The 14,102-nt window shown below is 63.8% G+C and carries 11 protein-coding genes; 10 read left to right on the plus strand and 1 reads right to left on the minus strand.

Annotated features, from left to right (window positions below; translation table 11 throughout):
* Positions 1–72: 72 nt before the first annotated feature.
* Together putA and D9R08_RS10760 are read left to right on the plus strand one after the other, a co-directional pair.
* Positions 73–3,543, plus strand: coding sequence for a bifunctional proline dehydrogenase/L-glutamate gamma-semialdehyde dehydrogenase PutA (putA, locus tag D9R08_RS10755; protein WP_121898059.1), 3,471 nt, complete (start codon positions 73–75; stop codon positions 3,541–3,543).
* 37 nt (positions 3,544–3,580) lie between these two features.
* Positions 3,581–4,483: a dienelactone hydrolase family protein gene (locus D9R08_RS10760; RefSeq protein WP_121898060.1), complete on the plus strand. Its 903-nt coding sequence runs from the start codon at positions 3,581–3,583 to the stop codon at positions 4,481–4,483.
* Between the two features lie 7 nt (positions 4,484–4,490).
* Here D9R08_RS10760 and D9R08_RS10765 read toward each other — a convergent pair whose 3' ends face one another.
* On the minus strand, positions 4,491–5,207 hold the full coding sequence (locus D9R08_RS10765; protein WP_158598982.1) for a GntR family transcriptional regulator: 717 nt from the start codon (positions 5,205–5,207) through the stop codon (positions 4,491–4,493).
* Between the two features lie 104 nt (positions 5,208–5,311).
* Here D9R08_RS10765 and D9R08_RS10770 point away from each other — a divergent pair, with 104 nt between their 5' ends.
* From D9R08_RS10770 to uxuA, 8 genes are read left to right on the plus strand one after another with little or no spacing between them, the layout of a single operon-like run.
* Positions 5,312–6,367, plus strand: coding sequence for a Gfo/Idh/MocA family protein (locus tag D9R08_RS10770; RefSeq protein ID WP_233557416.1), 1,056 nt, complete (start codon positions 5,312–5,314; stop codon positions 6,365–6,367).
* Positions 6,364–7,371: a Gfo/Idh/MocA family protein gene (locus D9R08_RS10775; RefSeq protein ID WP_121898062.1), complete on the plus strand. Its 1,008-nt coding sequence runs from the start codon at positions 6,364–6,366 to the stop codon at positions 7,369–7,371. The genes D9R08_RS10770 and D9R08_RS10775 overlap by 4 nt, the downstream gene beginning before the upstream one ends.
* Complete coding sequence (locus D9R08_RS10780; RefSeq protein WP_121898063.1) at positions 7,368–8,453, plus strand: Gfo/Idh/MocA family protein; 1,086 nt, start codon at positions 7,368–7,370, stop codon at positions 8,451–8,453. The genes D9R08_RS10775 and D9R08_RS10780 overlap by 4 nt, the downstream gene beginning before the upstream one ends.
* A gap of 24 nt (positions 8,454–8,477) precedes the next feature.
* Positions 8,478–9,749 carry an ABC transporter substrate-binding protein gene (locus tag D9R08_RS10785; RefSeq protein ID WP_233557417.1) on the plus strand — a complete coding sequence of 424 codons (1,272 nt, stop codon included), beginning with the start codon at positions 8,478–8,480 and terminating at the stop codon, positions 9,747–9,749.
* A 48-nt stretch (positions 9,750–9,797) separates the two neighbouring features.
* Positions 9,798–10,766, plus strand: a complete 969-nt coding sequence (locus tag D9R08_RS10790; protein WP_121898065.1) for a carbohydrate ABC transporter permease — start codon at positions 9,798–9,800, stop codon at positions 10,764–10,766.
* Positions 10,759–11,811, plus strand: a complete 1,053-nt coding sequence (locus D9R08_RS10795; RefSeq protein ID WP_121898297.1) for a carbohydrate ABC transporter permease — start codon at positions 10,759–10,761, stop codon at positions 11,809–11,811. The genes D9R08_RS10790 and D9R08_RS10795 overlap by 8 nt, the downstream gene beginning before the upstream one ends.
* Complete coding sequence (locus tag D9R08_RS10800; protein WP_121898066.1) at positions 11,811–12,893, plus strand: ABC transporter ATP-binding protein; 1,083 nt, start codon at positions 11,811–11,813, stop codon at positions 12,891–12,893. The genes D9R08_RS10795 and D9R08_RS10800 overlap by 1 nt, the downstream gene beginning before the upstream one ends.
* On the plus strand, positions 12,890–14,071 hold the full coding sequence (gene uxuA / locus D9R08_RS10805) for a mannonate dehydratase (protein ID WP_121898067.1): 1,182 nt from the start codon (positions 12,890–12,892) through the stop codon (positions 14,069–14,071). The genes D9R08_RS10800 and uxuA overlap by 4 nt, the downstream gene beginning before the upstream one ends.
* Positions 14,072–14,102: the final 31 nt, after the last annotated feature.

Genomic DNA, 14,102 nt, shown 5'->3' on the forward strand with positions numbered 1-14,102 from the left:
AAAAGTCAAGGCAGACCGCCCTGCCCGGCTTGCTGTAATCTGCGTCGAAACCGATCCTCACGAGGCCCCCAGATGGACCCGCTTGCCGCCCTTCGAACACGCATCCGCAGCCTGACCCACGCAACGGAGGATGACGTCCTCACCGCGTTGATCGGGGAGGCCGCGCCGGATGCGGACACCCGCGCCGCCGCGGCCGCGCGGGGCGCGCGACTGGTCCGCTCCCTGCGTTCCGACAGCACGCCGGGTCTGATGGAAGTTTTTCTCGCGGAATACGGCCTGTCCACGCGAGAGGGTATCGCGCTGATGTGCCTGGCCGAGGCGCTGTTGCGCGTGCCCGATGCGGAAACCGTGGATGCGCTGATCGAAGACAAGATCGCGCCTTCGGAATGGGGAACGCATCTGGGCAAATCCTCCTCCTCTCTGGTCAATGCCTCGACCTGGGCGCTGATGCTGACCGGCAAGGTTCTGCAGGATGGCGAGGGCATGGCGAATGTGCTGCGCGGCGCAGTACGGCGCCTGGGCGAACCGGTGATCCGCGTGGCCGTGGGCCGGGCCATGCGCGAAATGGGGCAGCAATTCGTTCTGGGCCAGACCATGGACGAGGCCCTGAAAAGAGGCGGCAAGATGCAGATGAAGGGATACACCTACTCCTTTGATATGCTTGGCGAAGCCGCGATGACACAGAGGGACGCGGACGAGTTCTACAAATCCTATCGCGCGGCGATTTCGCGCCTGACGCCGGAATGCCGGTCGGACGACATTCGGGATAATCCCGGCATTTCGATCAAGCTTTCGGCGCTGCACCCCCGCTATGAGGTGTCTCAACGCGACCGGGTGATGACGGAACTGGTGGACCGGACGCGCGCACTCGCCTTGCAGGCGCGCAACGCGGGCATGGGGCTCAATATCGACGCCGAAGAGGCCGACCGGCTGGATCTGTCGCTTGACGTGATCGAAGCCGTCTTGCGGGACGAGGCGCTGGCCGGATGGGACGGGTTCGGCGTTGTGGTTCAGGCCTATGGCAAGCGGGCCAGCGCGGTGATCGACTGGCTTTACATGCTGGCCCGAAGCCTTGATCGCAAGATCATGCTGCGGCTCGTCAAGGGCGCCTATTGGGACACCGAAATCAAGCGCGCCCAGGTGGAAGGGTTGCGGAGCTTTCCGGTCTTCACGCGCAAACCCGCCACAGACGCCGCCTATCTGTGCTGCGCCAACAAGCTGCTTGGCATGACGGACCGCATCTATCCGCAATTCGCGACCCATAACGCCCACACGGTCGGCGCGATCATCGAGATGAGCGATAATCCGCAAGCCTTTGAATTTCAACGCCTCCACGGAATGGGCGAGGCGCTGCACGATCAGGTGCTTAAATCCAACGCGACCCGTTGCCGGATCTATGCACCGGTAGGGGCGCATCGCGATCTGCTTGCATATCTAGTGCGACGTCTTCTGGAAAACGGGGCCAACTCCTCCTTCGTGCATCAGATCCTCGATACGAATGTCGCCCCGGAAGAGGTCGCCACCGACCCCTTTTCGGCCCTGGAGGGTCTGGGGCCGAACCCGGCCGTCATTCCGCCGGCCGACCTGTTCCAGCCCGAGCGCCCGAATGCGCAGGGCTGGGATCTGCACGATCCTGTCGATCTGGAAGAGATCGAGGCGGCGCGCGCGCCATTTCGCACGCATCACTGGACAGGCGCGCCCTTGATCGCGGGAAAGCCCGGCGATGGCCCCTCCCACGACGTGAAAAACCCCGCAGACCCATCTGATATCGTTGGACATTTGCGGGAAGCTACAGCGGATGACCTGAACACGGCCCTGTCAGCGGCCACCCCGTGGAGCGCCGATGCCGGAGAACGGGCCAAGGCACTCAATCGGGCAGCCGAGCTTTACGAAGCGAATTTCGGCGAGATCTTTGCCCTCTTGGCGCGCGAGGCCGGGAAAAACCCCGCCGATGCCGTGGCCGAGCTGCGGGAAGCAGTGGATTTCCTGCGCTATTACGCGGCCCAGGCCCCCCGATTGACTTCCCCGGCCCGCGGGGTTTTCGCCTGTATCTCGCCCTGGAATTTCCCGCTTGCGATTTTCACCGGCCAGATCGCGGCGGCATTGGCGGCGGGAAACGGTGTCATCGCGAAACCCGCGGAGGTGACGTCGCTCGTGGCAATCCGCGCGGTCGGCCTGCTGCACGAGGCCGGCGTTCCACGCACCGCGTTGCAGCTTTTGCCGGGCCCCGGATCGGTGATCGGCGCGGGTCTGTCGTCAGACCCGCGCATTGCGGGCATGTGTTTCACCGGCTCCACCGGAACCGCGCAGCGGATCAACCGGGCCATGGCCGGGGCTCTGGACCCCTCCGCGCCTTTGATTGCGGAAACCGGCGGGCTGAACGCCATGATCGTGGACAGCACCGCCCTGCCGGAACAGGCGATCCGCGACATCGTGACATCCGCCTTCCAGTCTGCCGGGCAGCGCTGTTCGGCCCTGCGGATGCTCTATGTGCAGGACGACATCGCCGCGCCCTTCCTCAACATGCTCCATGGCGCCATGGACGAACTCGTGATCGGTGATCCCTGGGACCTGAAAACCGATATCGGCCCGGTAATCTCGGAGGATGCGCAAAGCGATATCCGCCGCTACATCGCAGCGGCAAAGACCGATGGCCGCCTGCTGAAAACCCTGCCCACACCAACCGGCGGCCATTTCGTACCCCCAAGTGTGATCGACCTGCCGGGCGGGATTGCCGCGCTGGAGCGCGAGGTGTTCGGTCCGGTCCTCCATGTCGCCCGTTTCGCCGCCGACGAGATCGACGCGGTGGTCGATGCGATCAACGCAAAGGGCTACGGTCTGACCTTCGGAATGCACAGCCGGATCGACGACCGCGTACAGGCGGTTTGCGCACGCCTGAAGGTGGGAAACACCTATATCAACCGCAATCAGATCGGTGCCATCGTCGGGTCGCAACCCTTTGGTGGAGAAGGCCTTTCAGGAACCGGACCGAAGGCCGGAGGGCCCCATTACGTGCCACGCTTCGCCGCGTCGGAAACCCGGGCGGACCTCGTTGTCAGGGGCAAGCCAGTCACAGCGACGGCGGTGCAGCAGGCACTTGATGCGCTCACGCCTTCTCGCAACATCGCGTTGTCCTCACAGGATCTGCCCGGGCCGACCGGCGAATCCAACCGTCTTTCGACTTTTGCGCGCGGCCGGGTTCTCTGCCTCGGCCCGACTGCTAAGGCGGCGGCCAGCCAGGCCCGGATCGCGCGCTCGATCGGCTGCGCGGCACTGCCGGTCGCACCAGATGTGACGGACGGTCTCGACGGCGTCGTCCCTCCGGAGGTGCTGACGGACATCACCGGATTCGACGCCGTGATAATCTGGGCGGACGCTGAGGCCACCCGCCCCTTGCGTCAGGCGCTGGCGGCGCGGGAAGGTGCGCTGATCCCGCTCATCACCGAGGCCAACCCGATACCGCGCCTGATCATCGAGCGTCATATCTGCATCGACACCACCGCAGCCGGTGGCAACGCATCGCTTCTGGCGGCTTCGGGATAGGCTTGCCAAGCGCGCGCAGCCGTCTTAGCAGGCAGGGATGACGAAACCTGACCGGCAGATGTTGAACGCCCTTCTTGGCCATCAGGTCGGCACGGTCGAGATTGCCGATGCGGCACGATCCGGCCGCTCCGGGATTGCGGGCTGGCATCTGGACGACCTGCAACTGACCTGCGCGGACGGTGCGCGCATACCGGCCTTTTTCCTCCATCCGCCCCAAGGCGCGCCGCCCGCAAGGGCGGTTGTCTATTGCCATGCTCATGGCAACAATTACGGCATCGGACGGGATGAACTGATCCGGGGCCGCCCGGCACTTCAAGCCCCTTATGCAGCGGATCTTGCCGCTCGGAACATCGCTGCGTTATGCTTGGAAATGCCTTGTTTTGCGGAGCGTGCCACGCCGGGCGAGACGGCGCTGGCCAAGGCCGGGTTATGGGCGGGCAAGCCGCTTTTCGGGCGCATGCTGGCCGAACTTGCCGCAGGGCTTGGCTGGCTTGCCGCACAGCCCGAGATCGACGCTGGCAGGCTTGGCGCAATGGGCCTTTCGATGGGCGGCACCCATGCCTGGTGGCTTGCGGCCCTGGATACGCGGATCAGGGCGGTTGTGCATATGTGCTGTTTCGCAGATCTGGAAACGCTGGTGGAGCTGGAAGCGCATGACGGGCACGGGATCTACATGATGGTGCCGGGCCTGTTGCCGCAGGCACGGTCGGGGCAGATCGCGGGGCTTGTGGCCCCCCGCGCACAACTGGTCTGCGCCGGCCTGCAGGATTGGAGCACACCCAAAACCGCGCTGGAGGCGGGGCTGACGGATCTGCGCGCGGCCTATCGCATCTCCGGCCCGGAGACCGCCCTGGAGACCCATATCGAGGAGGATCTGGGTCATGCGGAAAGTGCGGCAATGCGGGCTAGGGTTCTTGATTTTCTCGACCGGCGGCTTTGACAGGGGCCTATTCGAAATAGTCGCCATCGGCATCGCGCAGATCGGCGATCAGGTCCAGCACCGAGGCGAGATGCCGGGCCATCGCGGCCTGCGCCTGCGCCGGATCGCGCGCGCGCACCGCGTTCAGGATATCCCGATGTTCCGAAAGAAGCCGTGCCTTGTGGCCCCGGTCGCTGAGCGCCAGCACCCGCAGGCGATCCAGAGGCGTCTTTTCCTGCGCCAGCAGCATGGCCGTTCGCGGATAGCCGGTGGCCGCCGCCAGAAGGGTGTGAAACCGGTCGTCCTGCGCCTGAAAATCCAAGTCATTATTGTCAGCGATAGCAGTAACCTGCCCTGATATGCTCATCTTGATCCGATCAAGATGCTCAGCCCCCAGACCGATCTTGCAGAGCCGGATAACGACGGCCGTTTCAATCGCGCTGCGCAGAAACTGCGCCTCACGCAACCGCGGCTCGGACAGACGGGTGACGAAATTGCCCCGGCTCGGGCGGGTCACGATCAGGCCGGCCTCCCGCAGGCGCGTAAACGCTTCCCGCACGGGCGTGCGGCTGGCGCCGAAGCGCTGCCCCACTTCGGTCTCCGACAGGAGACTGCCAGGGCGGATCTGCATTTGCAAAACCGCATCGCGCACCTGGCGGAAGATCTGCTCCGCAGGGGGCGAAGAGGTCTCCAGTTCGGCAAACGGGATCGCTGCCAGATCCGCGGAATTTTTCTGTGCGGGCATGAAAGCAAGCACCTCCCCATCAGCCAGCATACCGGTATACAGGTTTATTGACAACGCGATTTGAACATGCAGAGATGGTCGCGATCCTGGGGAGATTATAGATCGTGGACAAGGCGCCGCTGACAGTCGCGATGATCGGTGCGGGCATGGTGGCCGCGACGCATCTGCGCGCAATTCGCGACGCGCGCCCTGCCCTGAACCTTGCCGGGATCTGCGCCCGACGCCCCGGGAGTGTCGCCGCTTTCGCCGACAAGGCCGAGGCGGAACTGGGCAACCGGCCCGCGATTTATGCCGACAGCGAGGCCGTTGCAGGGGATCCCGATATCGACATCGCCCTGATCGTCACGCCCCCCGATGCACGGCTGGAGCTCATTACACCGCTCGCCCGCGCGGGCAAGGCGATCTTGCTGGAAAAACCCGTGGCGCGAAACGCAAGCGAGGCCTTGGCAATCGTCACCCTCTGCGAAGAACTGAACGTCCCGCTCGGGGTCGTGTTTCAGCATCGGGTGCGGGCCGCTTCGCAACACGCGGCGGCGCTTGTGAGCACGGGCGATCTCGGCGCGCTCGGCCTTGTGGAGATAACCGTGCCCTGGTGGCGGGAGCAGGCTTATTATGACGAGCCCGGGCGCGGCACATATGCGCGCGACGGTGGCGGGGTCCTCATTTCGCAGGCAATCCACACGATTGACCTGGCCCTGAGCCTGACCGGGCCGGTGACAGAGGTTCAGGCGATGACCGCGACCACCCGGTTCCACGACATGGAAGCGGAAGATTTCGCCACTGCCGGGCTCAGCTTTGAAAACGGCGCCGTCGGCTCGCTGGTTGCCTCCACGGCCAGCTTTCCCGGAGGCGCGGAGACCATCACCCTCCATTTCGAACGCGCCAGCCTGCATCTGGGCGAAGGCGTGTTGACAGTTCACTGGCGCGACGGCCACAGGGAGACACATGGGGCGGCCGCGGGAACCGGCGGCGGGGCCGACCCGATGGCCTTCACCCATGAGTGGCACAAGGACATTCTGGAGGATTTCGCGGCCGCCTTGCGCGACGGCCGCGCGCCGATGATCACCGGCAGGCAAGCTCTGGAGAGCCACCGCCTGATCGACGCGATTGCTTTTTCCGCGTGTGAAGGTCGTGCCGTAAGCTGCGGGGAAATTTCATGAGTTTGCGCTTTGGAGCCCTCGGCCTCGATCATCGGCACATCTACGGCATGGCGGCGAACATGATCGGCGCGGGGGCCGAGTTCGCAGGCTGGTGGACCGATGGCAACCCCAACACTCTGGACGGGTTCGGCAAGCGCTTTCCGGGCGTGCCGCGCGTGTCAGACAAGGACGCGCTACTCGACGATCCCGCGATCGATCTGATCCTGATCTCCGCCATCCCCCGCGACCGTGCCGCGCTTGCCATCTCGGCGATGGAGGCGGGCAAGGACGTGATGGTGGACAAGCCCGGCTGCACCACTTTGGCGCAGCTCGACGCGATCAGGGCCTGTGTGGCGAAGACCGGGCGGATCTGGTCGGTGGATTTCTCGGAACGGTTCGAGGTGCCGTGCGTCACCCGCGCCGCCGAACTGGTGGCGGAGGGGGCGATTGGCCGGGTGGTGCAAACCGTCGGTCTGGGGCCGCACCGGCTGAATCGCGCCTCGCGGCCGGAGTGGTTTTTCGACCGCGGGGCCTATGGCGGGATCCTGACCGATATCGCCAGCCACCAGATCGACCAGTTCCTGTTCTTCACCGGCTCCACCGATGCCGAGATCACACTGGCTTCGGTCGGGAACTTCGCCAATCGGAAAGATCCCGGTTTGCAGGATTTCGGAGAGATCGCCCTTCGCTCGGATACCGGGCATGGCTATATCCGCGTCGATTGGTTCACGCCGGACGCGCTGCCCACCTGGGGCGACGGGCGGCTGACCATTCTGGGCACCGAGGGCTATATCGAACTGCGGAAATATGTGGATGTCGGCGGGCGGGCGGGAACCGATCATCTGCTGCTGGCGAACGGCACCCGCTCCGAGATGATCGACGCATCCGATGCGGGCCTGCCCTATTTCGCGCGGCTTGCCCGCGATATCCGCGACCGGACCGAAACAGCAATGCCGCAGGCCCATGCCTTCAAGGTGATGGATCTGGCGTTACGCGCCCAGGCCATGGCGGAGGGACGCGGGTGATCCGGGTGGCGATCATTGGCGCGGGGATCGGCGCGGCCCATCTGGAAGGGTACCGCGCCCTGCCCGATCTGTTCGATGTCCGGGTGCTGTGCGATCTGGACGTGGCGCGGGCACGGCTGGTCGCGGGCGACGGGCTGGCCATCGCCACGGATTTTTCCGCGATACTCGCCGATGACACGCTCGATCTCATCGATATCTGCCTGCCGCCGCATCTGCATTTCGAGATGTCTGCAGCGGCGCTTCGGGCAGGAAAGCATGTGGTCTGCGAAAAGCCGATGGTGCGGTCTCTGGCCGAGGCCGATGCGCTGGCCGATGTGGCGCGCGCATCGGGCCGCGTGTTTTCGCCGGTTTTCCAGTACCGGTACGGTCCCGCTACCGCGCAGCTCGATGCGCTGATCGCCGCGGGTTTGGCTGGCAAGCCGCAGGTGGCGAGCCTTGAAACCCACTGGAACCGGGACGCGGTCTATTACAAAACCCCTTGGCGGGGCACATGGGCCGGCGAATCCGGCGGCGCGGTCCTGGGTCATGCAATCCACAATCATGATCTGCTTGGGCGCTATTTCGGGCCTGTCACGATTCTGAGCGCGCAGGTTGAAACACGAATAAACAGCATTGAAACAGATGATTGCGCCGCAATCCTCATGCAGTTTGAAAATGGCGCATTGGCCACCAGCTCGGTCACACTCGGTGCCGCGACAGACACCTCACGGCTGCGGCTGGTCTTCGAGACGCTGACCGCGACCAGCGGCACCACACCCTATGCGCCCGCCGAGGACATCTGGACATTCGAGGCGCGCGCGCCGGTTGAGCAAAGTCAGATAAACGCGGTTCTGGCCACGGTGCCGGAAGTCAGATCGGGCTTTGCGGGCTTCTTCGAAGCGCTGGCAGAGGCCATCCACGGGCGGCCCGGCCGCGAGGTCACCGGAGAAGACGGCCGCCGCTCGATCGAGCTGGTCACCGCGATCTATGACGCGGCGCGAACCGGGAAAAGGATTTCTTTACCGCTTGGTACAAACGCGGCACTCTACCAAGGCTGGCTGCCGGCGCAGGCGGCCAAAGGAAACAAACAAGAACAGAAATGACCATATCCAAAGGGAGGAAACGACGTGAGACAAAGAATTCTGACAACCACCTTGCTGACATCGGCAATGCTGGCGGGCGCCGGAGCGGTCTCGGCCCAAGAAGTCCGCTTCATGTGCTATTCCGATGGCAACGAATGCGAAGTCTATGAAGATGTTCTGAACCGGTTCGAGGCGGAGAACGAAGGCATCACGGTGGCCATCGACGTTGTGCCCTACCAGGCGATCCTTGAGAATCTGCCGGTTCAGCTTGCCGCCGGCACGGGGCCGGACATCGCCAAGGTCACCGATTTGGGCGGCCTCAACGAATACTATCTGGATCTGACGCCCTATGTGGATGCCGGGTACTGGGAAGCCAGCTTCGGCGATACGCTGGACTGGTATCGCGGCGGCGATGACCGGCAGGGCATCTATGGTATGCACAGCCAGTTGACGATCACCGGGGCCTTCATCAATGCCACGCTGTTCGAACAGGCCGGCATCGAGATCCCGGGCGAGGACGCCACCTGGGCCGAATGGGCAGAGGCCGCGCGCGCCGTGGCCGAAGCGACCGACACGCCCTTCCCCATGGCGATCGACCGCTCGGGCCACCGGGTTGCGGGCCCCGCGATCTCCTATGGCGCGGCGCTCTTCAACGAGGATGGCGAGGCAATCCTCGTCGATGACGGGTTCCGGGCCTTCGTGCAGCAATTCGTCGATTGGCACGAAGACGGCACGATGGCGCGCGATGTCTGGGCCGGTCAGGGCGGCGCGACCTATCAGGACGCGGCTCAGGAATTCATCAATGGTGAGCTGGTCTTCTACTATTCCGGCAGCTGGCAGGTGGGCCGGATGAACGAACAGGTCGGCGATTTCTTCGACTGGCAGGTCGTGGGCTCACCCTGCGGTCCGGCGGGGGCGTGTTCCGGCATGCCTGGCGGCGCGGGCATCGTGGGCTTCGCACAGACCGACCACCCCGAGGCGGTGGCCGCGGTGATCGACTTCCTGGCGCAGGAAGACGTCTATGCAGAAGTGACGGCGCGCACTTCAAACCTGCCCGCACATCTGGGCGTGGCGGCCGCGGGCGTGACCTATGAGGGCGTCTCGGAAGGTGCGCAGGCGGCGCTCAACGCATTTGCCGGCGATCTGCCCGATGTGGCGCCTGCGGCCTTCGCCTATCAGGGCTATGCGGGCAACCGCGCGATGTTCGGCATCACCGTCGAGCGGGTCAGCCAGGCCATTGTCGGCGAGTTGACGGTCGATCAGGCGATGGAGCGCGCCGCGGCCGATCTCGAAGCCGCCATGGCCGAGACCCAGTAAAGTTTTGGTCCCGCGCGGTTTTCGGATCGCGCGGGACCGGTACGTGCCATGCTGGTGATACTCAATCCTCTGATGCGGATCATCGAAATTCCGATGATGGCGCTGCAACGGCTTCTCGGGGTCAATCGGCTGGCCTGGGTGTTTCTGTTGCCCAATCTTCTGCTGTTCGGGCTGTTCGCCTTTCTGCCCGTCATCCTGAACTTCTCCTATTCGCTGACCGGCGGCGACAATGTGCTGCTGGAGGCGCGGCCTTATGTGGGCGGGCGCAATTTCGAGACTCTGACCAGTTGCAGCAGCTTTCTCGACCCCAACACCTGTATCGAAGACAAATTCTGGCGCGCGGTCTGGAACACGCTCTGGTTCGTGACGCTTCAGGTCGGCATCATGGTCGGCTTCGCACTTCTCACTGCGATCATCCTCAATCGCGACATCCGCGCGCGCGGCTTTTTCCGCTCGGTCTTCTTCTTTCCGGTACTGCTGTCGCCGGTTGTCGTGGCACTGATCTGGAAGTGGATCCTGCAGCGCGAAGGCGTGCTGAACGCATTTCTCGACTGGATCGGGATCGGCGGGTTCAACTGGCTGATCGACGCGGAATGGGCCTTTGCCTGGACCGTTTTCCTCTCGGTCTGGGCGCATATGGGGTTCTACACGCTGATCCTGCTGGCGGGGCTGCAGGCGATCCCGCGAGACGTGTATGAGGCGGCACTGATGGACCGGGCTTCGCCCTGGCGAACCTTCCGGCGGATCACCCTGCCGCTTCTGTCGCCCACCATGCTGGTGGTTCTGGTACTGGCGCTGATCAAGGGGGTTCAGACCTTCGACGAGGTCTATGCCTTCACCGGCGGCGGGCCCGGGACGGCCACCACCTTCATCATCCAGTACATCTACGAGGAAGGCTTCGCCGGTGCACCGCGGCTCTTCGGCCTTGCGGCCGCCGCATCGCTGCTGGTGGCAATCGTTCTGGTGATGCTCACGCTGATACAGCTTTGGATCAACCGGAGGAATGTGGATGGCTAATCTCTGGTCGATGCTGACGGCGACACGCAACAAGGGAAGGTGGGACTGGACCGACTGGGTATCCTACTCCTACCTGTTCCTTGGCGTTTTCCTGATGTTCTTCCCGGTCATCTGGCTGGTCCTTTCCAGCTTCAAGACCGAGGCCGATTTGCAGCGCTACCCGCCGACTTTCCTGCCTTACCAGCAGGAAACCGTGATGGTGGAGGGTTTTGACGAGCCTTTGCCGCTGTTCCGGATGACCGCGGGAGACTACGAGGGGCAGACCCTTGCACAACTCCGGCGGGTGGGCTTGCAGGCGCAGATGATCGACCCCGCCAACCCGGCGGAGCGGCTGCGTGTCTCGATCGACGACAGGGAACCGGTGCAGGGCGTGGCGCTTGCGCTGGAGAACTACACCGGCCTGTTCGAACGGTTCAATTTCCTGCGCTTCTTCTGGAACTCCACCTTCATCACGGTGACCGCCACGCTCATTATGTTGCTGGTCAATGCGATGGCCGCCTTCGCCCTTTCGAAATACGAGTTCCGCGGGCGGACGACCGTGCTGCTTCTGGTGATCGGCACGCTGATGATCCCGCAGACGGTGGTGCTGGTACCACTTTTCCTGATCGTGAGCGAGTTGGGCATGCTCAATTCACTATGGGGGGTGATCATTCCGGGCGCAGCCACGCCCACCGGTGTCTTCCTGCTCAGGCAATACATGATCACGATTCCCGACGAGATCCTCGACGCCGCGCGGATGGACAAGGCCAGCGAGTGGAAGATCTTCTGGCGGATCATCCTGCCGCTGTCGGCCCCGGCCATTGCGGTCCTTGCGATCCTTGCGATCATGTGGCGCTGGAATGATTTTCTCTGGCCGCTCATCGTGCTGACGCAGTCGGAAAACTTCACGCTGCAACTGGCGCTCAACTCCTTCCAGGGGGAGTTGCAGACCGATTGGTCGAGCCTGCTGGCGATGACGGTGCTGACACTTCTTCCCATCGCGGCCGTCTTCATGTTCCTGCAAAAATACATCGCCACCGGCATCGCCTCGACAGGAGGGAAATGATGGCATCGATCGAACTCAAGAGACTGTGCAAATCCTACGGCGCGGCGGATGTGATCAAGGGGATCGACCTGTCGATCGCTCATGGAGAGTTCTGCGTCTTCGTGGGGCCCTCGGGGTGCGGAAAATCCACGCTGCTGCGTATGATCTCGGGGCTGGAGAGCATTTCGTCGGGCGACATCGAAATCGGCGGCGAGGTGGTCAACACCATACCCGCCGCAGATCGCGGGCTGGCGATGGTGTTCCAGTCCTATGCGCTCTACCCGCATATGACTGTGCGGCAGAATCTCAGCTTCGGGCTCGAAAACATCCAGACGCCCAGAGCGGAGATCGACAGCAAGATCAATGAAGTGGCGACAATGCTGCAGATCGACCAGCTTCTGGATCGCCGCCCCAAGGATCTGTCAGGCGGGCAGCGGCAGCGGGTCGCCATTGGGCGCGCGGTGGTGCGCGAGCCGCGGGTGTTTCTGTTCGACGAGCCGCTTTCCAATCTGGACGCCGAACTCAGGGTGGACATGCGCGGCGAAATCTCGGCGCTTCACAAGCGACTTGAAAACACGATGATCTACGTGACCCACGATCAGGTCGAGGCGATGACCATGGCCGACAAGATCGCAGTGCTGCGTCTGGGAGAGCTGGAGCAGTTCGGCCGCCCGCTCGATCTGTTCAACCATCCACGCAATCTGTTCGTGGCGGGCTTCATCGGCAGCCCCAAGATGAACTTCATGACCGGCGCCGTTCATCCCGCGGACCGCTCGCTTCTGACACTCGATACCGGGGAGGAGGTCAGCCTTCCGGTCGACGGTTTTACCCATCGCGAAGGGCAGAAGGTGACACTTGGCGTGCGCCCGAACGATCTTCTGCCAAGCGAGATGGGCAGCATCCACACCGATGTGCGCAGCGTGGAGCAACTGGGCAGCGACAGCTATCTCTATGGACAACTGGCCGATGGCACGCGGCTGACCGTCCACAACCCGGGACAGACCCGGGTGGTGGCCGGTGAGCGGGTGGCGCTCAGCTTCGCACCCGACGCGGTGCATCTTTTCGACACCGAAACGGGGCTGACCCTCCGCGAAACGCCATGAGGCAAACCTGGCGCTGGTTCGGGCCCGCTGACCCGATCTCGATTGCCGAGATCCGGCAAACCGGGGCCCAGGGCGTGGTGTCTGCCCTGCATCACATCCCACCCGGGCAGGTCTGGCCAGTCGCCGAGATCGCCCGGCGCAAGGCCCTGATCGAAGGGACGGAAGACGCGCCCTCCGGTCTCTCCTGGGATGTAGTGGAAAGCCTGCCCGTCAGCGAGCCGATCAAGACCCGGACAGGTCCGTGGCGCGACCATATCGTGGCCTACAAGGAAAGCCTGAAGGCGCTCGCGGCGACCGGACCGCAGGTGATCTGCTACAATTTCATGCCCGTGCTTGACTGGACCAGAACCGCCCTGCGCCAGCCCCTGCCCCACGGGGGCACCGCCATGCGGTTCGACCTGACCGATTTCGCGCTGTTCGATATTCACCTTCTGGCGCGTCCCGGCGCCACCCATGACTATCCCGAAAGCGTACAGGCCGAGGCCGCCAAGCGGCTGCCGGATACGGATACAGGCCAGCTTGTGGCCAATATCGTGGCCGGGCTGCCTGGCGCTAATGACAGCTGGACATTGGAGGATGTCCGCGGCTTGCTGCTGCGTTATGACCAGATCGATGCGGATCGCCTGCGCCGGAACCTGATCGACTTTCTGGGTGAGGTCGCGCCGCTTGCGGAGAGCCTTGGCCTGCGCCTTTGCTGCCATCCAGACGATCCGCCCTTTCCGCTGCTCGGGCTGCCCCGGGTGATGTCGGACCTGTCGGATTACCGTGCCGTGACGGCTGCCGTGGACCTGCATGCCAACGGAGTTACCTTCTGCACCGGTTCACTGGGCGTCCGCGTGGATTTCGACCCGGTGGCGTTTGTCGAAGCGCTTGGGCCGCGGATCCATTTCGTCCATCTCAGAAACACACGACGCGACACGTCGATGGCGCGGCCCGGCTTTACAGAAAGCGATCATCTGGCGGGCGATACCGATATGGTCGCAACGATCCGCGCGCTTCTGGCCGAGCAGAACCGCAGACAGGCCGAAGGCCGCGATGACTGGCAAATTCCGATGCGCCCCGATCACGGGCACGATCTGCTGGATGATCATGCCCGCGCCTCGCAGCCCGGATATCCGCTGATCGGACGGATGAAGGGGCTGGCCGAACTCAGGGGCGTCATCGCGGCCCTGTCCTGAGACAGGTTTGCAATATCCCCACCGCCGACAC

Source organism: Rhodophyticola porphyridii (genome assembly GCF_003688285.1).
GTDB lineage: Bacteria > Pseudomonadota > Alphaproteobacteria > Rhodobacterales > Rhodobacteraceae > Rhodophyticola > Rhodophyticola porphyridii.

Coding starts and splice junctions, on each gene's coding strand:
- putA (WP_121898059.1), top strand. CDS start 73: ATGGACCCGCTTGCCGCCCTTCGAACACGCATCCGCAGCCTGACCCAC.
- D9R08_RS10760 (WP_121898060.1), top strand. CDS start 3,581: ATGACGAAACCTGACCGGCAGATGTTGAACGCCCTTCTTGGCCATCAG.
- D9R08_RS10765 (WP_158598982.1), bottom strand. CDS start 5,207: ATGCCCGCACAGAAAAATTCCGCGGATCTGGCAGCGATCCCGTTTGCC.
- D9R08_RS10775 (WP_121898062.1), top strand. CDS start 6,364: ATGAGTTTGCGCTTTGGAGCCCTCGGCCTCGATCATCGGCACATCTAC.
- D9R08_RS10790 (WP_121898065.1), top strand. CDS start 9,798: ATGCTGGTGATACTCAATCCTCTGATGCGGATCATCGAAATTCCGATG.
- D9R08_RS10795 (WP_121898297.1), top strand. CDS start 10,759: ATGGCTAATCTCTGGTCGATGCTGACGGCGACACGCAACAAGGGAAGG.
- D9R08_RS10800 (WP_121898066.1), top strand. CDS start 11,811: ATGGCATCGATCGAACTCAAGAGACTGTGCAAATCCTACGGCGCGGCG.
- uxuA (WP_121898067.1), top strand. CDS start 12,890: ATGAGGCAAACCTGGCGCTGGTTCGGGCCCGCTGACCCGATCTCGATT.